Annotated in this window: 15 protein-coding genes; 1 reads left to right on the top strand and 14 read right to left on the bottom strand. The window is 63.6% G+C overall.

Annotated features, from left to right (window positions below; genetic code table 11):
* Nucleotides 1–204: 204 nt before the first annotated feature.
* On the top strand, nucleotides 205–6,447 hold the full coding sequence (locus tag JQ632_RS13340) for an AAA family ATPase (protein WP_212402790.1): 6,243 nt from the start codon (nucleotides 205–207) through the stop codon (nucleotides 6,445–6,447).
* Between the two features lie 18 nt (nucleotides 6,448–6,465).
* On the opposite strand, the gene JQ632_RS13335 is transcribed toward JQ632_RS13340, so the two are convergent.
* The 14 genes from JQ632_RS13335 to JQ632_RS13270 form a co-directional block, all read right to left on the bottom strand.
* Nucleotides 6,466–8,010, bottom strand: a complete 1,545-nt coding sequence (locus JQ632_RS13335) for an alpha-N-arabinofuranosidase (RefSeq protein WP_212402789.1) — start codon at nucleotides 8,008–8,010, stop codon at nucleotides 6,466–6,468.
* A gap of 37 nt (nucleotides 8,011–8,047) precedes the next feature.
* Nucleotides 8,048–8,869: an ABC transporter ATP-binding protein gene (locus JQ632_RS13330; protein ID WP_212402788.1), complete on the bottom strand. Its 822-nt coding sequence runs from the start codon at nucleotides 8,867–8,869 to the stop codon at nucleotides 8,048–8,050.
* Nucleotides 8,866–9,897: an ABC transporter ATP-binding protein gene (locus JQ632_RS13325; RefSeq protein WP_212402908.1), complete on the bottom strand. Its 1,032-nt coding sequence runs from the start codon at nucleotides 9,895–9,897 to the stop codon at nucleotides 8,866–8,868. The genes JQ632_RS13330 and JQ632_RS13325 overlap by 4 nt, the downstream gene beginning before the upstream one ends.
* On the bottom strand, nucleotides 9,897–10,760 hold the full coding sequence (locus JQ632_RS13320; protein WP_212402787.1) for an ABC transporter permease: 864 nt from the start codon (nucleotides 10,758–10,760) through the stop codon (nucleotides 9,897–9,899). The genes JQ632_RS13325 and JQ632_RS13320 overlap by 1 nt, the downstream gene beginning before the upstream one ends.
* Complete coding sequence (locus tag JQ632_RS13315; protein ID WP_212402786.1) at nucleotides 10,760–11,770, bottom strand: ABC transporter permease; 1,011 nt, start codon at nucleotides 11,768–11,770, stop codon at nucleotides 10,760–10,762. Before JQ632_RS13315 ends, JQ632_RS13320 begins: the two co-directional genes overlap by 1 nt.
* Nucleotides 11,771–11,776: 6 nt before the next feature.
* Complete coding sequence (locus JQ632_RS13310) at nucleotides 11,777–13,678, bottom strand: ABC transporter substrate-binding protein (RefSeq protein WP_212402785.1); 1,902 nt, start codon at nucleotides 13,676–13,678, stop codon at nucleotides 11,777–11,779.
* A gap of 320 nt (nucleotides 13,679–13,998) precedes the next feature.
* Nucleotides 13,999–15,348 carry a ferric reductase-like transmembrane domain-containing protein gene (locus JQ632_RS13305; RefSeq protein ID WP_212402784.1) on the bottom strand — a complete coding sequence of 450 codons (1,350 nt, stop codon included), beginning with the start codon at nucleotides 15,346–15,348 and terminating at the stop codon, nucleotides 13,999–14,001.
* A 201-nt stretch (nucleotides 15,349–15,549) separates the two neighbouring features.
* Nucleotides 15,550–16,527 carry a peptide ABC transporter ATP-binding protein gene (locus JQ632_RS13300; RefSeq protein ID WP_212402783.1) on the bottom strand — a complete coding sequence of 326 codons (978 nt, stop codon included), beginning with the start codon at nucleotides 16,525–16,527 and terminating at the stop codon, nucleotides 15,550–15,552.
* The gene (locus tag JQ632_RS13295) at nucleotides 16,524–17,552 is read right to left on the bottom strand and encodes an ABC transporter ATP-binding protein (protein WP_212402782.1); all 1,029 of its coding nucleotides are present in this window, start codon (nucleotides 17,550–17,552) and stop codon (nucleotides 16,524–16,526) included. The genes JQ632_RS13300 and JQ632_RS13295 overlap by 4 nt, the downstream gene beginning before the upstream one ends.
* An 18-nt stretch (nucleotides 17,553–17,570) precedes the next feature.
* Nucleotides 17,571–18,479: an ABC transporter permease subunit gene (locus JQ632_RS13290; protein ID WP_212402781.1), complete on the bottom strand. Its 909-nt coding sequence runs from the start codon at nucleotides 18,477–18,479 to the stop codon at nucleotides 17,571–17,573.
* Entirely contained in the window at nucleotides 18,476–19,486 is a 1,011-nt protein-coding gene (locus JQ632_RS13285; protein ID WP_212402907.1) for an ABC transporter permease subunit, read from the bottom strand. The genes JQ632_RS13290 and JQ632_RS13285 overlap by 4 nt, the downstream gene beginning before the upstream one ends.
* Nucleotides 19,487–19,570: 84 nt before the next feature.
* Complete coding sequence (locus JQ632_RS13280) at nucleotides 19,571–21,169, bottom strand: ABC transporter substrate-binding protein (RefSeq protein WP_212402780.1); 1,599 nt, start codon at nucleotides 21,167–21,169, stop codon at nucleotides 19,571–19,573.
* 163 nt (nucleotides 21,170–21,332) lie between these two features.
* Nucleotides 21,333–23,324: an alpha-glucosidase gene (locus tag JQ632_RS13275; protein ID WP_212402779.1), complete on the bottom strand. Its 1,992-nt coding sequence runs from the start codon at nucleotides 23,322–23,324 to the stop codon at nucleotides 21,333–21,335.
* A gap of 20 nt (nucleotides 23,325–23,344) precedes the next feature.
* Nucleotides 23,345–24,100 carry an SDR family NAD(P)-dependent oxidoreductase gene (locus tag JQ632_RS13270; protein ID WP_212402778.1) on the bottom strand — a complete coding sequence of 252 codons (756 nt, stop codon included), beginning with the start codon at nucleotides 24,098–24,100 and terminating at the stop codon, nucleotides 23,345–23,347.
* Nucleotides 24,101–24,106: the final 6 nt, after the last annotated feature.

The raw sequence follows: 24,106 nt of genomic DNA, 5'->3' as shown, positions 1-24,106 counted from the left end.
AAGGGACTCGTGCGTTTTTGATGATACGTTGCGAACGCGCCCGGCTGAGCTAAGCACGGCGCTGGAATAAGGACGTGAGGGCTGGGGGCCCGTAGTGTCGCGCATCCCACGCGCGTCCTGCCTCTCTCGTCAAGTTCGGCGGGCCGGTCTGGCGAGCCACTTTCGGCTCAAGATCGGAGTCAGGCGGCGGTATGGTTTGTCCGGATGAACCTTTCATCGTTTATGGGCGCAGGTTGGGCCTACGGTCCGCAGGTCTTGTCCGACGACGAAGGTATTCTGCTGTGCCGGGCCGGCCGTGAAGGTGCCGACGGCAAGCGCGACGTCGTGCTGGCCGTGCTTTCGGCTACCGAGCATCCCACACCGCAGAGCCTCGATCGCCTTACGCGCGAATATGAGCTGAGGGACGAGCTGGACGGCGCCTGGGCGGCGAAGCCGCTGGAGCTGGTGCAGGATCGGGCACGGACGATACTCGTGCTCGAGGATCTCGGCGGCGAGCCGCTCACCTGGCTGCTTGGCGCACCGATGGAGATGGCAGCTTTTCTGCGCCTCGCGATCGAAATCGCGGCAACGCTGGGCAAAGTCCATCAGCGCGGCCTCGTGCACAAGGACGTCAAGCCAGCGAACATCCTGGTGAACCGGAGCACCGGAAAGGTGCGACTCACGGGCTTCGGCTTTGCCTCGCGCCGTCCGCGCGAACGGCAATCCCCCGCGCCGCCGGAGTCGATTGCCGGCACCCTTGCCTACATGGCACCCGAGCAGACCGGACGCATGAACCGTTCGATCGATTCGCGAAGCGACCTCTACTCGCTCGGCGTGACGCTCTACCAGATGGTCACCGGCACGCTTCCATTCGCCGCGTCCGATCCGATGGAGTGGGTGCATTGTCATGTCGCCAGGAAGCCGGCACCGCCGGCCGACCGGCTGGAGAATGTCCCGGCCGCGGTGTCCCAGGTCATCATGAAGCTGCTCGCGAAGATGGCCGAGGAGCGTTATCAGACCGCGGCGGGCGCCGAGCGGGATCTGCGACACTGTCTGGCCGAGTGGGAGCATCACGGCCGCATCGACGATTTCCCGCTTGGCGAACACGACACGCCGGACCGGTTGCTGATCCCCGAGAAGCTGTACGGCAGGGCGCGCGAGGTCGAAAGCCTGCTCAATTCATTCGGCGGTATCGTCACACGCGGCGCAGCCGAGCTTGTGCTGGTTTCGGGCTACTCCGGCATCGGCAAATCCTCGGTCGTCAACGAACTGCACAAGGTGCTGGTGCCGTTGCGCGGGCTGTTCGCGTCGGGCAAGTTCGATCAGCACAAGCGCGACGTCCCCTATGCGACGCTCGCACAGGCCTTCCAGAGCCTTATTTCACCGCTTCTCGCCAAGAGCGATACCGAGCTCGGAGGATGGCGCCACGATTTCCTGGAGGCGCTCGGCCCAAACGGGCAGTTGATCGTCGACCTGATCCCCGAGCTGAAGCTCATCATCGGCGAACAGGCGCCGATCCCTGAGCTCTCGCCGCAGCTTGCACAGAGCCGCTTTCAGCATGCATTCGAACGGTTCATCGGCGTTTTTGCCCGCCCCGAACATCCGCTGGTGCTCTTTCTGGACGACCTTCAATGGCTCGATGCGGCGACGCTCGCTCTGCTCGAGGACCTCCTGACCCGGTCGGATCCCAAGCACCTGTTGCTGATCGGCGCCTACCGAGACAACGAGGTGGATGTCGCCCATCCGCTGATGCGCATGCTCGACGCCGTCAAGGCCTCGGGCAGAACGGTCACGGAGATCACGCTCGCGCCACTCGACCGCGAGCATCTCGGACAGTTGCTCGCGGAGGCGTTGCGTTGTGACCCGGAACGCGTCGCGCTGCTCGCCCAGCTCGTGCTCGATAAGACCGGTGGCAATCCGTTCTTTGCCATTCAGTTCATGTTCTCGCTTGTCGACGAAGGATTGCTCACCTTCGACCACGACGCAGCGCGCTGGTCCTGGGACCTCGATCGGATCAACGCCAAGCGCTACACCGAGAACGTCGTCGACCTCATGCTGGGGAAACTCACCCGGCTGCCGGCCACGACGCAGACCGCGCTCCGGCAGATGTCCTGTCTCGGAAACATCGCCGAGACCGCGATGTTGGCGATCGTGCTGGGGAGCTCCGAGAAACAGGTCCACTCGGCCCTGTGGCCGGCGGTTCGCCAGGAACTGGTCGAGCCTCAGGCGGGCGCCTATCGGTTCGTCCACGACCGCTTCCAGGAAGCGGCCTACGCGCTGATCCCCGAGGGCGAACGGGGTGCCGCCCATTTGCGGATCGGCCGACTGCTTGCGGCGCGCGCGACGCCGGAAGCTATCGAGGAGAACGTCTTCGACATCGTGAGCCAGCTCAACCGCGGCGCCGCCTTGATCACCACGACGACGGAGCGCGAGCAGGTGGCCGAGCTGAACCTGCTGGCGGGCCGGCGCGCCAAGGCCGCGACGGCCTTCGCGATGGCACTGGCCCATTTCCGCGCAGGCGAAGCCATGCTGGCGGAGGATCGTTGGGAGCGGCACCATGCGCTGAGCTTCGCGCTGGCGCTGAACCGCGCCGAGTGCGAATTCCTGACCGGCGATCAGGTGGCGGCAAGAATGCACCTTGCCGAACTGGCGGGCCATGCCGCCACCCTCCCAGATCTGGCCGCCGTCACCCGGCTCCAAATGGAGCCGAACGACCGCGACGTCGAAATCGCGCTCGATTATCTGCGTCGCGTCGGCATCGATTGGTCAGCACGACCGACCTCCGAAGAAGTCGCGCAGGAATATGAGCGGATGTGGCGGCAGATCGGCGAGCGCCCGATCGAAGCACTGCTGGACCTGCCGCGGATGGCCGATCCGGTCGCGTCGGGGACCATGGACGTTCTCACCGTGCTGGTGTCGCCCGCCTGGTACATCGAAGAAAATCTGCGCCGCCTCATCATCGCGCGCATGGCCAATCTGAGCATGGAGTACGGCAACTCCGATGCATCGTGCCTCGCCTACATTCTGCTCGGCACCGTGCTCGGGCCGGATTTCGGCGACTACGGCGCCGGATTTCGTTTCGCCCAGCTCGGCCTCGACCTGGTCGAACGGCTCGATTCCGACCGCTTCAAGGCCCGCGTCTATCTGGGCTACGGGAGCTGGACGCAACATATCCGTGCCGGCCGGCCCTTGTTGCGGAAGGCCTTCGATGCGGCACAGCAGGTCGGCGATTTCAACTACGCCAGCTTTACCTATCATCACTTGGTGACACATCTGCTCGCCTGCGGCGATCCGCTCGCCGAGGTGGAGCGCGAGGCGAAGGCCGGAATCGACTATGCGCGCCGGGCGCATGTCGGTCTCGCTGTCGACAGGATCGTCGGGCAACTCCAGCTCATCCGGACCTTGCGCGGACTGACGTCCAGATTCGGCAGCTTCGACGACGCCGAATTCAACGAGGGGCAGTTCGAGCGCCGTCTGGAAGCTGAGCCGCATCTGCAGCATGCAGCCTACTGGTACTGGATCCGCAAGCTCCAGGCCCGTGTCCTCGCTGACGATCCCGCCGCCATCGCGGCCGCAGCGCAGGCGGAGCAATATCTCTCGACCTCCAAGGCACTGTTCGATCGGGTGGCGTTCCATTTCTATGCCGCGCTGGCCGTGGCCGCGCGCACTGATGCGGCCTCCACCGCAGAGCGCACCTCACATCTCGCGGCCTTGGCAGCCCATGGCCGCCAGCTTCAAGAGTGGGCAGACATCTGTCCGGAAGATTTTGGCGACCGTGCCGCGCTGATCGGCGCGGAGATCGCGCGCATCGAAGGCCGCGAGCTCGACGCCATGCGTCTTTACGACCGCGCCATCGGCGCGGCACGCGCAAGCGGTTTTGTCCAGAACGAAGCGATCGCCAACGAACTTGCCGGCCGCTTCTACGCAACGCGCGGATTCGAGAAGATCGCCTACGCCTATCTGCGCGATGCCCGCTACGGCTATCTTCGCTGGGGCGCCGACGCCAAGGTGAGGCAGCTCGAGCAGCTTCATCCGCGGCTGCATGTGGCGGAAGACGGGGTCACGGCCGGCAGGGCAAGCGGATCGGTCCAGCACATGGACGTCACCGCAGTGGTCAAGGCGTCGCAGGCCGTATCGAGCGAGATCGAGCTGCCGAGGCTCATCGAGACCTTGATGAAGATCGCACTGCAGAACGCCGGCGCGGATCGCGGCCTGCTGATCCTGCCGCGACACGACGACTTCCGCATCGAAGCGGAGGGACAGTCGAGCGGCGACGAGTTCACCGTTGCGATGCGCCAGGCGCCGGTCTCCGGCCCTGATTGCCCCGAAGCATTGCTGCGCTACGTCATTCGCACGCAAAAGACCCTCATCCTCGACGACGCATCACGGCCGAGTCCCCTGTGCGACGAGGACTACGTCCATCGTCGGCATCCCCGGTCGATCCTCTGTCTGCCACTGATGAAGCAGGCCAAGCTGATCGGGTTGCTCCATTTCGAGAATACACTGGCCACACACGCCTTCACGCCGGATCGGGTCGCCGTGCTGGAGCTGCTCGCGGCGCAGGCTGCGATCTCGCTCGAAAACACCCTGCTCTATCGCGATCTCCAGGAGCGCGAGGCTCGCATCCGGCGGCTCGTCGACTCCAACATCATCGGAATCCTGTTCTGGAATGCGGACGGCAAGATCAGCTACGCCAATGACGCTTTCCTGAGCATGTCCGGCTACACGCTGCAGGAATTGATTTCGGGGTCCGTCACTTGGAAGGATTTGTCGCCGCCTGAATACCACGCGCACGACCTGCTGCGGGTCGATCAACTTCGCGCACTGGGACAAGCTCCACCTCGCGAGAAGGAGGTCTTGCGAAGGGACGGCAGTCGGGTTCCCGTGTTGATCGGCTCGGCGTCGCTGGCGGCTGCCTCGGATCAGAACCTCTCCTTCGTTCTCGATCTCACCGCGCGAAAGCAGGCGGAAGAGAAATCGAGATTGCTGATGGAGCAGGCCCATGACGCCATCCTGGTGCTCGATCAGAACGGCCAGGTGATCGAGGCAAACCGCACTGCGTCAGTCATGCTCGGCCGCCCCCGGGAGGACATCGTCGGACATTCGTTCCGATCCGTTGCTGCGGGATCGGTCGATGTCGACAGCCTGCTCGCCCCCGGTCCGACCGGGTTGCTACATTTGCGCCTGCCCGGCGCCAACGGCAGCGGCCTCGAAGCGGAGGTGTCGGCGGCCCGCGTGTCGATGGGCGGCCAGGAACTCGTCATCGTCATCGGACGCGACATCACCCATCGCCTGCGCCTCGAGCAGCAATTGCGCCAGGCGCAGAAGATGGATTCGATCGGCCAGTTGACCGGCGGCGTTGCCCATGACTTCAACAACCTGCTGACCGTGATCACCGGAACCATCGAGATCCTGATCGAGGGTCTTGCCGACCAGCCCGAGCTCGCGGCCATCGGCCGCATGATCGACGAGGCGGCGACCCGCGGCGCCGATCTGACCAGGCAGCTCCTGGCGTTCGCCCGCAAGCAGCCGCTGCAACCGCGCGTGACCGACATCAACAACCTGATCGCCGACACGGCCAAGCTATTGCGGCCGACGCTGGGCGAACAGGTCGAGATCGGCTCGACGCTGCAACGAGACTGCTGGCGTGCGCTGATCGACCCGAGTCAACTCTCGACCGCCCTGATCAATCTCGCCGTCAACGCACGGGATGCGATGCCGGCCGGCGGCAAGATCACATTCGGCACCGCCAATGTGAGCTTTGATCCCTGTGATTCCGAGACTGGGGACGAGGGAATTGTCGGCGACTACATCAAGGTGACCGTGACCGACACCGGATCGGGCATCCCGGCTGAGATCCGTGACAAGGTGTTCGAGCCGTTCTTCACGACCAAGGAGCTCGGCAAAGGCACCGGGCTGGGATTGAGCATGGTCTACGGCTTCGTCAAGCAGTCCGGCGGTCACATCAGGATCGACAGCGAGGAAGGCCAGGGAACGACGATCAACCTGTATCTGCCGCGCGGCGTGCAGGGCGCGGCCCTTCCGAGCACGACCCCCGCCGGCGGGCCGCAGCGCGGCAACGAGACCATTTTGGTCGTGGAGGATGACGCGCTGGTGCGCAGCTACGTGGTGACGCAGCTCGAAGGCCTCGGCTATCGCACGATCAGCGCCGCTAACGGTCCCGAAGCGCTGGCCCTGGTGAACCAGGGCGTGGCATTCGACCTGCTGTTCACGGACGTCGTCATGCCCGGCGGCATCAACGGGCGCGAACTCGCCGACGCCGTTACGCAACGGCGACCGGGCATGCCCGTCCTCTATATGTCCGGCTATGCGGAAGGCGCCATGACGCAGGACGGCTGCCTCGAACCCGGCGTGACCTTGCTCAACAAGCCCTATCGGCCGGCAGAGATGGCACGCTTGATACGCCAGGTTCTCGGCTCAGGGCCCGCACGGGACGGTTCGAGCTGATCCTGCGCGCGGCTCTCGTCAGCCCGCCGACAGATGGATCACGTTCCACGACGCCGGCTTCAGCGTCACCCGCAGCCTACCGCCGTCGACGCGTGCGCCCTGCAACGGGGCCGGCTTCACCCGCTCCGGCGCGTCCTTCGTGTTTGTGGCCTTGAGATCGTCGTGGCATAATTCAAGCGCTTCGCCGACGGTGAGCCGGCCAAAACTCCGCGCCTCGAGGTTCACCTCCATCTCCTGCGCCAGGTCGCGGTTGAGCATGAAGAGCGACAGACCGCCGGCCTCTCCTGCGACCGCCGCGATCTTGAGATACGCCACATCGGGAATCGGAAACATCGATTGCTGCTCGCCGCGCGGATCGTAATAGGACGAATCGTAAGTATCCGACTCGACCTGTGTGCGCAGAACCTTGCCGCGGCCGAGGCGGCTCATCTGGGCGAACGGGAAGAAGATGGTCTGGCGCCATGCGGCTCCGCCCGTCTCCGTCATGATCGGCGCGATCGCGTTGACGAGCTGCGCGAGGCAGGCTGTTCTCACCCGATCGGCGTGATTGAGCAGGGAAATGCAGGCGCCGCCGAAGGCGAGCGCGTCTTCCATGGTGTAGATCTCCTCCAGGATCGACGGCGCCACCGGCCAGCCCTCCCAGACGCGGTCGGCCCGGTTGCGCCGGGTTCGATACCAGACATTCCATTCATCGAAGCTCAGCATCATGCGCTTATGGGAGCGCCGCTTCGCGGCCACCGCATCCGCAATGGCGACGACTTCGTCGATGAAGCGGTCCATCAGATCGGGGCTGGCGAGGAAGGATGGCGTGTCCTGCTTGTAGTTGTTGAGATAGGTGTGGAGCGAAATGTACTCTGCATGATCGAAGGTATGTTCGATGACCGTGTCTTCCCACTGGCCGAACGTCGGCATGTTGCGCCCCGACGAACCGCAGGCCGCAAGCTCGACGGTCGGATCGATCCAGCGCATCATCTTGGCGGCCTCGCGCGCGATTGCGCCGTAAGCGTCTGCGCTCTTGTATTCCATCTGCCAGGGGCCATCCATCTCGTTGCCCAGGCACCAGAACTTGACGCCATGCGGCTGCTCCCAGCCGTGCGCGCGCCGCAGGTCCGACCAGGCGGATCCGCCCGGATGGTTGCAATACTCCACCAGGTTGCGCGCGGCGTCGCCGCCCCGCGTACCGAGGTTGACCGCGAGCATCGGCTCGACCGCGGCGGCCTTGCACCAGTCCATGAACTCGTTGGTGCCAAAACTGTTGGGCTCGGTGCTGAACCATGCGAGATCGAGCCGCGCCGGGCGCTTCTCCACCGGTCCGACGCCATCCTCCCAATTATAGCCGGAGACGAAATTGCCGCCGGGGTAGCGGATGATGGTCGGGCCGAGCTCCTTCACCAGCGCCAGCACATCCTTTCGAAACCCCTTTTCGTCCGCAGTGGGATGGCCGGGCTCGTAGATGCCGCCATACACGCAGCGCCCGAGATGCTCGACGAACGCGCCGAACAGTCGAGGGTCGGTGTGGCCGATGGCGAAATCGCGGTCCATCAGAACGTTGGCTTTTCTCATGCGCTTCTCTCTGACGCCCTCGGGCTGGTGGGACAGATCAATCGGACAAGACGCCGTACGCGACATCGGGCAATAGCACGGCGTCGCGCAACTGGCGGGAATAAGGTTGCTGCGGTGCAGTCAAAATCGTTTTGGCATCGCCGCTTTCGACAACGGCCCCATCCTGCATAATCATGATGCGGTCGGCGACATAATAGGCGGTAGCCAGATCGTGCGTCACATAGATAATGGAGATGCCGAGGTCGTCGCGCAGCGACTTGAACAGATTGACGATGGAGATACGGAGCGACGCATCGATCATGGACACCGGCTCGTCGGCCACGATCAGCCTGGGGTTGGACAGCAGCGCACGGGCAATCGCGACCCGCTGGAGCTGTCCGCCGGACAATTCGTGCGGATAGCGATGCCTGACCTCCTTCAGCGAAAGTCCGACCTTGCGCAGCGCCTCGTCGACGGCCGCCTCGGGCGCGACCCGTGCCGACAACGCCATGAACCGGCGCTGCGTCATGAACAGATAGCGCTCGAGCCGCTTCAGCGGATTGAAGGCTTCGAACGGATTTTGGAAGATCGGCTGCACGTCGTGCATGAACGCCAGCCGGCGCGCACCGGTTCGGATCGATGCAAGGTCGGTGCCGTCAAACAGCAGCCTGCCGCTGGTCGGCGTCTCGATATTCAGGATCATCCGGGCAAGCGTCGTCTTGCCGCTGCCGGTTTCGCCGATGATCGCCAAAATCTCCGGCCGCCGCGCGTCGAGCCGGAAACTCACGTCCCTGACGGCCGCAATGCGCCGGCCCGACAGCAATCCTCCTCGAACGAAGGTCTTGCCGACCTCTGACACATCGAGCAAGACGTCGCTCATGCCCGATCGCTCCGGTTGACCGCAAAGCACGCCACACGATGCGCCGGCGCGGCCTCGATCATGGCGGGGACCTCGCGGCTGCAAACCTCCATCGCCAGCGGACAGCGCGGATGAAATCGACATCCCGCAGGCGGGTCGGCGAGATTGGGAGGCGCACCCTCCAATCCCTGCCGGGGCCGATCATCGCCGATTCGCGGCAGGCTCGAAATGAGGTGCCTGGTGTAAGGGTGCAGCGGATTGCGGAAGATCTCTGCGATCGCGGCCTCCTCGATGAGACGGCCGGCATACATGATGCCGAGGCGATCGGCGACGTGGGCGTGGACGCCCATGTCGTGGGTCACGAACAGGACCGACGCGCCGATTTCGCGCTGAAGGCCGGTAATCATGCCGAGCACCTCCTTCTGGACGACGACGTCGAGCGCGGTCGTGGGTTCGTCGGCAATGATGAAATCGGGGCGGCAGATGGTGGCAAGCGCGAGCGTGGCGCGCTGGCGCATCCCGCCGGAGAGTTCGTGCGGATAGGCCGCCAGCACCGACGGGGCGAGCCTGACCCGCGCCAGATGCGCGACCACCTGCTGTTCGAACTGCGCCCGGCTTCCTCCGACATGCGGATAGGCGAAGTCGTCAAAGGACGCGCGGATCCGGCGCACCGGATTGAGCACGCTCATCGAGCCCTGCATGACGTAGGCGAGATGCCGCCACCGAATCCGCGCCACCTCCGCCGGGGGCGCGCGATGCAGCCCGCCATAGCCCGGCAGAAATGCAAAATCGACGCTGCCGCCGACAACTTCCAGCGGCGGTTTGACCGCGCCGGCGATCACCTTGATCAGCGTGGTCTTGCCGGAAGAGGATTCGCCGGCGAGTCCGTAAATCTCGCCGCGGCGCACCGTGAAACCGACGCCGTCGACCGCCTGGACGTCGCGTTCGATCCCGAAACGGCTGGTCCGGTAGCTGGCCTTGAGGTCGCGGACCGACAGGATCGGCTCGGCTTGATCAGACGTCTGCGTCTGCACGGTCTTGGCATGCATCACGACGTCCCTCCGACGCTGCGGAGGCGGCTGCGCGGATCGATGTAGTCATTCATCGACACCGCCAGCAGGAACAGCCCGATGAACGTCATGATCACGGCGACCGTCGGAAAGGCGACCCACCACCAGACCCCTGCTACCATCGCGGTGTGCTGATTGGCCCAATAGATCATGCTGCCGATGGTCGGCGTGTTGATGTCGGTGAAGCCGAGCACCGCCAGCGTCACCTCCAGCCCGATCGACCAGACCATGTTGTTCATGGTCGTCGAGAAGACGATCGGCAGCACGTAGGGCAGATGCTCCTGCACCAGGATCTCGCGCGTGCTCATGCCTGAAAACAGGCTGGTCTCGGTGAATTCACGGCTTTTCAGGCTCATGGCCACCGAACGGATCAGCCGCGCGTCATAGGCCCAGCCGAGGCAGGCCATGATCAGCGCCAGCATCAGCCAGGACATGCGGTCGCGCATGACGAAATAGAACAGCACCAGGAGCGGAAGCAGGGGAATAACGATGAAGGTGTCGTTGATCGACATCAGCGCGCGGTCGATCCAGCCGCCGCTGTAGCCGCTGAGGAGCCCGATCGCGAGCGCCAGGAGGCGGCTGATCAGGGCCACGGTGCATCCGAACAGCAGCGTGTTGCGCAGGGCAAAACTCAGTTGCCAGAACACGTCCTGGCCGCGCGACGTGGTGCCGAACCAGTGGGACGGCGACGGCGGCAGGTCCGGCGGCACCACATAGACGTCCAGCGGCGGATAGGGCGAGAAGCTTGCCAGGACCGACAGCAGCAGCACCGCACCCACCAGCACGGCGCCGATCCGGAATTCGACGTTGTGACGCAGGAGATCGCGCAGGATTGCGGCCATCAGCGCACCTTCACCCTGGGATCGAGCAGCGGGTACAGAAGGTCGATCGCGAGCACCGCGATCGAAACGCCGAGGATGGAGACGGTGGTGACGCCGAGCACGAGCCCATAATCACCGGCGTAGACGGCATCGACCAGGAGCGAACCCAGGCCCGGATAGCCGAAGACTTTTTCGGTGATCACGGCGCCGTTGAAGATGCCGCCGAGCGAGATGGCGAGCCCGGTCACCTGCGGCACCAGCGCGTTGCGCATCACGTAGGACGACAGGATGCGCCAGGGCCTGACGCCCGCCAGCTCTGCATAGACGACGTAATCCTCGGTGACGACGTTGGACACCAGCGCGCGCATCCCCAAAAACCAGCTCCCCACGCCGATCAGGATCAGCGAGAGCGCGGGCAGGATGGCGTGCAGCGCGACACTGAGGACGAAATCGACGCTCAGCCCTTGCGGCAGGTTCATCGCCGAGCCGCCCGATATCGGAAGCACCGGCCAGAGGAAGCCGAACACGATCAACAGCAGCAGTGCCAGGATGTAGTAGGGAATCGGGTGCAGCCCCATCGCGACCACGCCCATCAGCTTCAGCCCGCGGTTGGTCCGGTCGTAGCCGGCAAGACCGCCGAGCAGCGTTCCAAGCCCCCAGGCGATGATGGTCGAGACCGTGAGCAGACCGGCAGTCCAGGGCAGCGCGCGGGCGACAAGGGCCGAGACCGGGGTCGGAAATGCCGACAGCGAGGGACCGAAATCGGCGCGCAGGATCCGCTTCCAGAACACCAAATATTGCTCGACAGGCGAGCCGGACAGGCCATAGAGCTCGCGCAGCGAACGGCGCATCTCTTCGATCGCAGCCGGCGCGGTGTTGCCAAAGGAGGTGACCGCCGAGATCGACTGCTCGACCGGATCGATCGGGGTGGCATGGGTGATGACATAGGCGAGGTTAACGCCGATGAAGACCACGAGCACGAACTGCGCCAGCCGCCGGATCGCATAGACGAGGTATCGCCCCTTCCTCACCGCGTGCTAGCCGGCCGGTTTGAGCTTGACGAACATGTAGCGCGAATTCCCCCAATTCGGGACCGGATTGGCGTAAGGGTTTTCCGAGGTCGGAAATCCCGTCCAGTAGGTCTGGTCCATGGCGGTGAAGACGTTGTAGGCCATCAGCGGGATGGTCGGCATCTCCTTCACCGCAAGCTTGACGTAGTCCTTGCCGAGCTCGATCGACCGGGGATCGTCGAAGCCGACGGTGCGGGTCTGCTCGATGATCTTGTCGAGCGCGGGGTTCGACCAGCGCTGCCAGTTGCGCAGCGGCTGCACCTTGCCGGGCTCGGCGACGAATTGCGAGTGCCAACTATCGAGGAAGTAGGACAAATCCTGGTGGCCGCCAAAAGTCTCGACGCTCCAGCCGATGAAGGTGTCGAAATCGCCGGCGGCGCGCCGCGTCGGCAGCGTCCCCTGCGCCACGTCGATCCTGGCATCGATGCCGGCCTGCTTCCATTGCTGCACGATCATGGTGCCGGCACGCGTCATCACCGGGCGCAAATCGCCTTCGACCATAACGCGAACGGTGAAAGGCTTGCCGTCCGGCGTGGTCCAGGCCCCTCCCCGCTTGGTGAAGCCCGCCTTCTCCAACAGCTCCTGCGCTCCTTGCGGATCGGCCTTCCACCAGCCCATGCCGAAGGCGCGGGCGATGTCGGCTGGATCGGACGGGATCTGCTCGCCCATCGACGGCCGCAGCATGTCGGCGATCTGCTTCCCGACCGTCGGATCGTACGGCTTGATCTTGCGCTTGCCGGTGTCGAGCTCAAACTCCTTGAGCCACGCTTCCATCGGCTGATGATAGGTCGCCGGATGGGCGCCGGTCGGCGGCACGCCGATCGCCGAGATGGTGGCGGCACCCCGATAGGCCGCCATCGACACCGCCTTGATGTCGATCAGCAGCGCCAGGGCCCAGCGCACGTCAGCATTCCTGAACAGCTCGTTCTGCGTGTTGAAGATCACCGCCGGCAGCGTCGGATCGGGATGGCCGTAAGGAAAACCCTTGAACCAGGCCCGCGTCGCCTTGCTCTGCTTGGCGAGCGCGAACATGCCCTCGGGCGCGATGTCGTGGACGACGTCGAGCTCGTGGTTGAGCTGCGCGATGACCCGTTTGTCCGGCGGGCCGGGATCGACATAGGCGAGATATTTTGGCCCGGGCTTGCCGTAGCGGCCGAGCGACGAGCGCTGCCAGTCGTCGCGGAGCTGCCAGATGTACCACTTGCCATCAGGATCGTAGCTCGAGAGCACGTAGGCACTGAGGGAAACCGGCTTGTTGAAATCGAACCTGGCGGGATCCTCGACCTTCTCGAAGACGTGTTTTGGCAAGATCCACACCGCGCCCCAGCGCACCGTGAAATTGGCGTGGAAGCGCGAGTTCGGCTTCTTGAGCTTGAATACCACCGTGTAGGGATCGGGCGCGGTGACGGAGGCGACATTGCTCGCCAACACAGCGCTAAAACGCATCGCCGGATTCTTGACCTGGGTCGTCACCGTCGCGACGACGTCGTCGGCGGTGAACTCGACCCCGTCGCTCCAGAAAATGCCCTTGCGTAGCTTTGCCGTCATCTCGGTGAAGTCGGCATTGTATTGCGGCTTGTCGGCGGCGAGCGAGTTGTCCCAGACCCCGTCGAGGCCGCTTTCGGGATCGATGTACCAGAGCGTGTCGAGGGCTGCCTGCTGCAGCCCGTTCGACTGCGAGCCGGCATTGATGGCCCAAATGTTGAACCAGCCCGCGTTTTTGACAGTCCCTTCCGGGTTCTCCAGGATCAAAAGCTCGCGCCGGGGAATGTTTTGCGGGATGCCCTGGGCATGGCCCGATCCCGCAAGCACCAGAAGCTGCGGCACCAGCACGCACGCGACCAGCAACAATGCACGGGTACGGCTCATCGCAACCTCCCTCTCGTGCAGTTGATCACCACGCTTGCCTTGCGGGCGAATGGTAGAGGCGGCGGGGTCGGCGAACAACAGAAATCTGAACGATATCAGAGGGCGTGATCGACTTATCGCGGTGGAATTTGCACGGGCCGCTGGGGTCAACAAAAATGTCGAAAACAACCCCATGCAAAGTAGCCGGCGGCCGGGCGGCATGGAGTTTCGTATTTTACGAATTTCGCTTGACGCGTCGGGCAAATCGGGGGTATAGTGGCATCATTGGAGATTTTGCGAGAGCGTCGGACCTGCGCGACGGTGGGCGGCCCGACGCGTTCTCATCGCATCGCGAAAAGTTCCTGATGGAAACGCCGTTTGACGGGAAAGTCGTGCGCGCTGAAGTCACGTTTCAGCACTTCGCCAAAACCCGCCGGGCCGCAGAACCAGATGCTTGCCTCACGCCATTGCGGCACCGCCTCGCGGATACGCTTGCCCGTCAGAAGCCCGTCACGGGCATCGATCAGGACATGCAGGCGGACCGCAGCTGATCTGGCATCCGTCGCCAGCCTGCCAAGGGCATCCTCGTCGACATCGGTCGTCGTGTGGAAAAGATCGACCGTCTGCCCGTCGGGCCAATCGGGGGCGTCCTTTTGCAGCGCCATGTGTTTCATGCGCGCAACAAAAGGCGTGATGCCGATTCCGCCACCGATCCAGATCTGGTGCGGGCAATCGTCATCGAAGGTGAAACAGCCATAGGGACCTTCGATCTTCACCTCTTGCCCAACGCTCAATTTCTCGCGCAGGCGGCTGGTGTGGTCGCCCAGCTCCTTGGTGATGAACGTAATCTTGGGGTCTTCGCCATGCCAGCTCGACGCGATGGTGTAAGGGTGTGCCCCTTCCGAGACGTCCGATGTCGCGAAGGCGAACTGGCCGGGCTTGTGGCCGGGCCAGCCCCGCGGCACTTCGACCTGGCTCTCGAGTGCCCTGACGCCCGGGTAGTATTGTAGCGAGGCGATCCTGCCCTTGACCTGCCTTACGCCCACGCGGCGCAAAAGGACGAGGACCGCCGCCCACGTTCCCCAGGCGAGCAGCAGTGCCATCACCCAGCCGACCGGCGATGTCCAGTAACCGAACCTGATCAGCACGACCGCGTGAAAGACCAGCACCAGATAGGCGACGGCGAGAAGCCGGTGCGTCTTGTAGAAGAGCCGATAAGGGAAATACTGGATGAGCGCCAGCGCGATCAGCACCACGGTGGCATAGAAGGCCCATTCGCCAAAACCCTCCGCAGGTTCGCGCAGCCTCGCAAAGAACGCCTCGACGGGGTTTTCGATGGCCGGCCTTGCTCCGCGCGCCGGCCGCTCCAGCCAGCCCCAGCCGACCGCCCATTTCGGACCCTGGGCCCAGAGCCAATGGACGATGCCGACCACAAGAGCCGTGATACCGAGCCATTTGTGCAAGCGGTACATCTTGTCGAGACCGCCGAGCCATGACTCCGGCCAGCGCGGCCGCAGCGCCAGGATCATTGCCAAGCTCATGCAGCCGATCGCGATGATACCGGTCAACTGCATCATGGCCCGGCGAAAGCCGAAGAACGTGGTCGACTGAAATACCGTGGGTTCAGCGATGAGCCACAGCACGGCCAGGATTACGGGAATGGCCCAGAATGCGCGCTTGACGTTCTCCATGCTGCCCTTCCCTCAGATCGGCAGGAGCGCGCGCAGTCCAATATATACGTCGCGTCCTTCGCCAGCCGTCGGTGACACCGGCATTCCAGGCGCAAGCATCTTTCGTGCGGGGCGGCACCTCGTCCATCAGGTCATTTCCGATGGGAGGCCAGGGATAACCCTGACAGATTCCGCAACGAACCCTTATTGGCAGGCCGATCGTTAAGCCGCCTGACCTTCCAGGAAACGCTCGGCGTAATGGCAGGCGACGAGGCGACCGTCGAGCGGGCGCAAGGGCGGACGCTGCGCGCGGCACAGGTCTGTCACATGGGGACAGCGGGTCGAGAAGACGCAGCCCTTCGGCGGATCGAGCGGCGAAGGCACCTCGCCCTTCGGCACGATTCGCTGGCGTTTGCGGCCAAGGCCTGGCGTCGCGTCGAGCAAGGCCTGCGCATAGGGGTGCAGCGGCCGCGCAAAGATGCGCTCTTTCGGTCCGTGCTCGACTGCGATCCCCAGATACATGATCATCACGTCATCTGCGATGTGACGCACCACGCCGAGATCGTGCGAGATGAAGAGGTAGGCCAGCCCCAGCTCGCGCTGCAGATCGACCAGCAGGTTGAGAACCTGCGCTTGCACCGACATGTCGAGCGCGGAGACCGGCTCGTCGGCAACCAGCAACTTCGGCCGCAACATCAAGGCGCGCGCGATCGCGATGCGCTGACGCTGGCCGCCCGAGAACATGTGCGGATAGCGGCCATATTGCTCCGGCCGCAGCCCGACCCTCGCCATCATGTCGAGCGCTTGCGCGCGCCGCTCCTGCTTCGAGAGCGTTGTGTTGATGATCAGCGGCTCTTCCAGTATGGCGCCGATGCGCTTGCGCGGATTGAGCGACCCATAGGGGTTCTGAAACACGATCTGCACGGTACGGCGCAACCTCTTGACGGCGCTCGCCGGGGGATTGACCGCATCGACGCCGTCGAGCATCAGCGTGCCGGCGCTCGGCTTCTCGATCAGCGTCACGAGCCTTGCGAGCGTCGACTTGCCGCAACCGGACTCGCCGACCACCGCCAGCGTCTTGCCGGCTTGAAGTGCGAACGAAACGCCGCCTACGGCCTGCAGATGTGCCGGGGCACGAAGCCAGCCCTGCCTGATCTCGTAGCTGCGCTTGAGATCGGTGGCGGTAACGAGCGCCGTCATGACGCTGTCCTGTGCTCGGGGATCGGCGCGCCGCTTCGATCGGCCGCGATGCGCTCCTCCCGCGTCGAATCACCGAGCGGATAATGACAGCGGATCAGGCCGTCCATCCATGGGCGCAGCGCGGGCCGCGCTTCGTCCGTCAGCGGCGTCGCACAGCCGCAACGCGGACTGAACAGGCACCCGGTCGGCCGGTCGTGAAGTCCCGGCACCACGCCTGGAATGGTGGCGAGCCGTCCGCCATCGCTCGCCTCCGGGCGCGCCGCCAGCAGGGCGGCCGTATAGGGATGCTGAGGCGAGGCGAACAGGCTCTGCGTCGGGCGCTGTTCCATGATCTGGCCCGCATACATCACGGCGACGCGCTCGGTCGTGTCCGAGACCACGCCCATGTTGTGCGTGATGAGAATCAGCGCCATGCCACGATCGCGCTGCAGGGATAGCAGCAGATCGAGGATCTGCGCCTGGATAGTGACATCGAGCGCCGTCGTCGGCTCATCGGCGATCAGGAGTTTTGGATTGCAGGCGATCGCCATCGCGATCATGACGCGCTGATTCATGCCGCCCGAGAGCTGGTGCGGATAGGCCGACAGCCGGCTCTCCGGCGCCGGAATGCCGACTTGCTCCAGGAGCTGAATCACGCGGCGCCGCGCCGCCTTGCGATCCATCCCTTCATGGATGTGCAACGTCTCAGCCAGCTGATAGCCGATCGTGAAAGAGGGATTGAGCGATGTCGTCGGCTCCTGGAAGATCATAGCGACGTCCTTGCCAACGAGCGCGTTTCGCTCGCGGTCGGACAAGGCCTGCAGATCCCTTCCCTCAAACGACAGCCTGTCGGCCCGGACACGTCCCGGATAGGGCACGAGTCCCATCAGGGCCAGCATGCCGACGCTCTTGCCGGAGCCGGATTCGCCGACGATCCCCAGCACCTCGCCTTTTTCGAGCGTCATGCTGACGCCATCCACGGCGCGCACCATCCCGTTCTGGGATGGAAACTCGACCGACAGATTTTCAATCTCGAGCAGCGGCATCGGATCGGCTTCACCACGCTATCGCTTGAGCTTGGGATCGAGCGCATCGCGCAGCCCGTCACCCAGAAGGTTGAAGGCCAGCACGGTCATGAGGATCGCCAGGCCCGGAAGCGTGACGACCCACCAGGCCCGCAGCACGAATTCGCGCGCGTCCGCCAGCATGGTGCCCCATTCCGGCAGCGGCGGCTGCGCACCGAGACCGAGAAAGCCGAGCGCGGCCGCGTCGAGGATCGCGGTCGAAATGCCGAGCGTCGCCTGCACGATCAGGGGCGCTGCGCAATTCGGCAATACCTCCTTGAACATCAACCGAAGCCGGCCGGCGCCTGCAACCCTGGCCGCGACGACGTAATCCTTCGAAACTTCGCTGATCACGGCGGCGCGCGCAATCCGCACATAGTGCGGCAGCAGCACGATTGCGACCGCCAGCATCGCGTTCATCAGGCCTGGTCCCAGGATCGCAACGATCACGATCGCAAGCAAAAGGCTCGGCAGCGTCAGCGTGATGTCCATCAGCCGCATGATCGCGATCTCGATCACGCCGCGGAAGAAACCCGCAATCAGACCGAGGATCGTGCCTGTCACCACCGACAAGGTGACCACCGCAATGCCGATCAGAAGCGACAGCCGCGCGCCATGGATGAGACGGGACAGAATATCGCGGCCGATCGCATCGGTACCAAGCGGATAGGCCATCGACCCGCCCTGCTGCCAGAACGGGGGCTTGAGGAAGGCCGCATTGTTGGTGAGGATCGGGGAATGTGGCGCGACGACATCGGCAAGGAGCGCGAGCAGAACCAGAACCACGATCACGGCGAGGCCCGCCACGGCGCCGAAATTGGCGGTGAAGTCGGACCAGAACTGCAACAGCGGATGCGGCGGCGCGCTCGGTTGCGCCACGACGGGCGTCTTGAGGGCTTCGGCGGTCATCTCGTGTACCGGATGCGCGGATTGATCAGCCCATAGGCGACATCAACCAACAGATTGACGATCATGACGATCGCGCCGATCAACAACGTGCCACCCTGCAGCACCGGATAGTCGCGGCGGTTGATGCCCTCGATCAGCCATTTACCCACACCCGGCCAGGAGAAGATGGTCTCGGTGAGGATCGCGCCGGTAAAGAGAACGCCGACCTGCAGCCCGATCACCGTCACCACCGGGATCAGGGCATTACGCAACGCATGGATCGCGATCACCCGCCAACGCGGCACCCCTTTGGCGCGGGCGGTGCGGATGTAATCTTCGCCCAGCACCTCCAGCATGGCGGACCGCGTCATGCGGGCGATGACGGCGAGCGGCACCGTGCCGAGCACGATCATGGGTAGCACGAGATGCGACAGCGCCGAGCGAAACGCGCCGAAATCACCGGCCAGCAGCGCATCGATCAGCAGGAAGCCGGTCACCGGTTCGATGTAGTACTGCACCGCGATCCGGCCCGACACCGGAGTCCATCCAAGTTGCACGGAAAAAAGCAGGATCAGCAGCAATCCCCACCAGAAGATCGGCATCGAATATCCGGTCAGCGAGACGCCCATCACGCCATGATCGAAGATGGAGTTGCGCCGGACCGCCGCGATGATGCCGGCCGGCAAGCCGAGGCATAACGCAAACAGGATCGCGCAGACCGATAGTTCGATCGTCGCCGGGAATAACGTCCCGAACTCGGAAATCACCGGCTCATGGGTTACGATCGAGCGGCCGAGGTCGCCATGAACCAGCCTCGACAGATAGAGGCCGTATTGCACCAGAACCGGCTGATCGAAGCCGTAGTCCTTGCGCAATTGCGCGTGCCGGGCCGGATCGATGCCGCGTTCGCCCGCCATCGTCTCGATGGGATCGCCGGGGATGAGGCGGATAAGCACGAACACCAGCAACGTGATCCCGATAAAGGTCGGAACCACGAGGCTCAGCCGGGTAAAGATGAACCGGAGCATGCCGTTCCCCGCCACCCTCCCCGCAACGGAAGAGGTAAAGAAAAACGGGCGGAGTAACGCCAAGCCGCTCCGCCCTTGTCTCTGCTATTCCTTGACGTCGACGCCATAGAAGTTGTGGCGGCCGAACGGCGACAGCTTGAAGTCAATCACCCTCTTGCTGACGGGCTTCAACTGCACCGCATGCGCGATGGTGAACCACGGCGCCTGCTCCTTGAAGATCACCTGGGCCTGTTCGTACAGCTTGGTGCGCTCGGCCTGATCGCTGACGGCCTTGGCCTTCACGACCAGATCGTCGAACGGCTTGTAGCAGAACTTGGCGATATTCGACCCCCCCGATTTCGCCGAGTCGCAGCCCAGCAGCGTGTGCAAGAAGTTGTCGGGGTCGCCGTTGTCGCCGGTCCACCCAAACATGCCCATCTGGTGCTCGCCGACCTGCAACCGCTTGCGGTATTCGCCCCATTCAAACGACTTGATCTCGGCCTTGACGCCGATCTTGGCGAGGTCGGCCTGCATCAGTTCGGCAATTCGCTTGGCGTTCGGATTGTAGGGGCGTTGCACCGGCATGGCCCATAGATCGGTTTCGAAGCCGTCCGGCAATCCTGCGTCGGCCAGAAGCTTCTTGGCCGCCGCCGGATCATAGGGGTCGTCCTTGACGCTGTCGTTGTATGACCACATGGTGGGCGGGATTGGGTTCTTGGCCGCGATGCCGGTCGACAGATAGACGGCATCGATGATCGCCTTCTTGTCGATCGCCATGCTGACGGCCTTGCGCACGCGCACGTCGTCGAAGGGTTTTTTCTGCGTCTGGAACGCGAGATAGCCGACGTTGAGGCCCGGCTGCTCCAAAACCGTGACGTTCGGATCTTTCTTGATCGCGTCGATGTCGGCCGGGTTCGGATAGGGCATCACGTCGCATTCGCCCTTCTGGAGCTTGGCCCAGCGAACGGATGCATCCGGCGTGATCGCATAGACGAGGTCGTCGATCTTCGCCTTGCCGCCCCAGAATTCAGGGAACGCCTTGTACCGGATCACGGCGTCCTTCTGGTACTGCACCAGATAGAATGGGCCGGTGCCGATCGGATCCTGGTCGATCTTCTCAGGCGTGCCGGCCTTCAGCATGGCATCCGCATACTCCTTGGACTGGATAGCCGCGTAGGGCATCGCAAGATCGGCGAGAAAAGGCGCTTCCGGCTGATTGAGCGTTATCTTGATCGTGTAGTCATCGAGCTTTTCGACCGACTTCAACAATTTCGGCATGCCCATGTCGCCGAAATAGGAATGGTTCGGGCTCGTCACCTTGAAATACGGATTGTCGTCCTTCCATTGTCGCTCGATCGAGAACAGGACGTCGTCAGCATTGAACTCCCGCGTCGGCTTGAACGATTTGGACGTCGAGTGCCACTTCACGCCCTTGCGCAAGTTGAAGGTATAGGTGATGCCGTCAGGTGAGATCGTCCATTTTTCCGCGAGGCCCGGCACCACCTTCGTGCCGCCGCGCTCGAACTCGACAATGCGATTGTAGATCGGCTCATTGCCGTCGAACGACGTGCCGGTGGTGTTGACGCCGGGATAGAAGTTCTCCGGGCTGCCTTCCGAGCAGAAAACCAGGGTTTTGGCGGAAGCACCCGAAGCCACGACAAGCGCCGAAGCGCAGACGGCGGCGAGCAGAGTTGATCTGGCCACTTTTGGAACTCCAGCTGGATTCGTTCGGCGCGGTTGGTTCAGGCTGCGCCAGATACGCCTGAACGAGCTTGCTATCGCGTATAGCGGCTGTCAATGCGTCCTGAGGTGATGCATCATCGAACGCCGCGCAGCACTGCAGATTTTACGAATTTTCAACGCGCAACTATAGATCCAGCAGTCCAGCAAACAGCTTTTCCAATTCGGTATCTGCCCGATAGAAAACCGCGGGTCGCCCCAGCGGCGCCTGGATCGATATGTCCTGGCCGCCGGCAAATGACTGGCCCGTCCAGAGGTGAACCCAGTCGGTCCCTGCCGGAAGGTAGAGCTTCCGCTCATCCTGTGATGCTTGCCAGACGGGTGCGACCAGCACGTCCCGACCATAGAGATAGCAATCCTGAATGCCATAGGTCCGCCGGTCTTCCTCGTGATGCAGGAACAACGGGCGCTGGACCGGAAGGCCCCGGCGAGCAGCTTCCAGCGACAATGTCCTGAGATAGGGCGCGAGGTGAACGTAGATCGCGGTCATCCGGGCGAAGTGCGCGAGGACCGCAGGATCGCCATCGATCTGTACATTCTCGCGGGGCCTATTGCCTTCGTGGGTGCGCATGACAGACGTGAATGCCGCCATCTCGGTCCAGCGCATGAAGAGCTCTGGCGTGCGGACATTTCCGAACAGGCTGGTATAGCCACCGACATCGGAGTGATGAAACGCATTGCCGAGCAATCCCGATGACAGCGCGGCGCAGATGACAGTGACCAGCCCGTCATGTCGCGAAAAGTCGACCGATTGATCGCCGGCCCAGAGCAGCGGGCACGATTTCTGTGCGCCCGTGAAGCCCGCCCGCATGAAAAACACGGCGTCACCGGTTCGTCCCCGAGACGCCACCGCCTTCGCGTTGACCTCGGCCCATAGCGTTGGCCACTGATTGTGCGCAAGCCTTGCGTCGAGCCCGCTGGCGAGACGCACATCGACCGGCAGGTACTCGCCAAAATCGGCCATCCAGCCGGACAGGCCATAGTCGAGCATCCGCTTGCCGATGATCTCCTCGGAGAACCACGCCGCAGCGTCCGGATTGGTGAAGTCAACGATGCCGCAGTGAAATTGTCCGAAATCGATCAGGGCAACTCGCCCTGAAGCATCCTTGACGAAGTAATCCGCGGCCTCAGCCTCCCTGAACAGGACGCCATCGTCACAAAGATACGGATTCACATAACCGAGGAAATGGATGCCCTCGCTGTTCAGCTCGGCGATGCGCTGTCGCAGGCCCGGATAGCGCGTCTCGTTGGCCTGCCAGTCCCAGAACAGTCGCGAGCCGAAGGCCGTCTGCCTGATACCGACCCAGTCCTCACACCACAGACCGGCAACCTTGACGCCGGCCTCGCGTATCCTTGCAAGGCGATTGAATGAGTTCGCTCCATCCTTCAGGCCGACGATCGCACCGTTGTAGATCCACTCCGGAAGCGGCGGCTGGCGCCCGAAACGGCTGGACAGGATCTCCACCAGGCCGACGAAGGATGCTGCTGCAAACAGCTCGATGCGCTCCGGAACAGCCCAGACTTCGATCTCGTGAAACGCAGGATCGCGAAAATCGAAGACGCTATAGGCTGAGGTTTCGACATGAAGCGCATAGCGCGCCGAGGACACATAAGTCGGCTGGGGATAGTTCGTATGATAGTAGTCGCCGCCCGCGTGACCCGCCGCATCCGCCCTGAACGTGATCTCGGTGGTCTTGTCGCGTCCGACGCCCGGCTCCGAGCTCCACAACGGAAACCGCCGCCCGCGCAGATCAAAGTAGGAGAATTGTTCGCCTCCGCCCCAGACGTTCTCGTCCCGCTCGGCAACGACACGCAGCCAAAACCGGTTGACGGATGGATCGAGGGCCCGCAGCACCAGCGCATTGCCCTCGAGCGTAACGGCCAGGCGCGGGGGCTGGCCCTTGGCCGCGGCAAGCATGATCGTCTCGCCTTCGATCTCGGCATGGGCCAGCGGACAGCGTTCGGCCAGGCGATCCTCGATCTCGAAGCGACCGCGATCCATCGCAATGCGATCGGTCCCTTGGCCGACAAAGAAACATGGCGCTGCGGCACTATGGATGAGAACTTGGCGGCCACAAATCGAAACCACGAAGCCGGATGAGGTTGTCTCGAGTTTCAAGTCCATTCTGCTTCGCCCCTTCAGCTCCGGCCGGCATCGACCACGAAGTTCGCGCCCGTGCAGCCTGCGCTCTCGTCGGAGCCGAGGAACAGCGCGACGCGCGCAACATGCGTGGGATCGAGTCGAAATTTGAGCGCCTGGCTGTCGATGAACTCCCGATTGCTGTCGGGCGTGGCCCAGAGCCGCTCTTGACGTTCGGTGACGATCGCGCCCGGTACGATGCAGTTGACGCGAATGCCCGCGGGCCCCAATTCGCGGGCAAGCGTCTTGGTCATGCCGTTGATTGCGGCCTTCGCTGCTGTATAGCCGACCATGCCGGTGATCCCGCGCATCCAGGAGATCGACCCGAACATGATGATGGCGCCGCGGCCGGCGTCGACCATCCGCCTGCTCACCGCCTGGCTCGCGAAAAACTGGTGATCGAGGTTCAGCGCCAGCGTGCGCCGCCACGTCTCAGGCTCGACGTCGGCCATTGCATGACGATCATCGCGGGCGGCATTGTTGACGAGCACCGCGACCGGTCCATGCTGCTCTTCCACGCCCGCGATCGCGGCGCGCAGCGCGGCAATGTCGGTGATGTCGCAAGCAATGAACTCCGCGCCCGTGGCGGCGGCGGTCGCCTGTCCCGCCTCCCGATCGATGTCGACGAAAGAGACGATCGCTCCCTGGGACGCAAAAGCCCTCACCATTTCGGCGCCAATGCCGGAGGCTCCACCGGTAATCAGCACGTTGCGACCAGCGAGAGAGGCATAGCGAACCGAATCGTAGACTGTCATTTTGGA

The sequence above is a fragment of the Bradyrhizobium liaoningense genome (assembly GCF_018130955.1).
GTDB lineage: Bacteria > Pseudomonadota > Alphaproteobacteria > Rhizobiales > Xanthobacteraceae > Bradyrhizobium > Bradyrhizobium liaoningense_C.
This window is presented reverse-complemented; position numbering and strand designations above follow the sequence as displayed.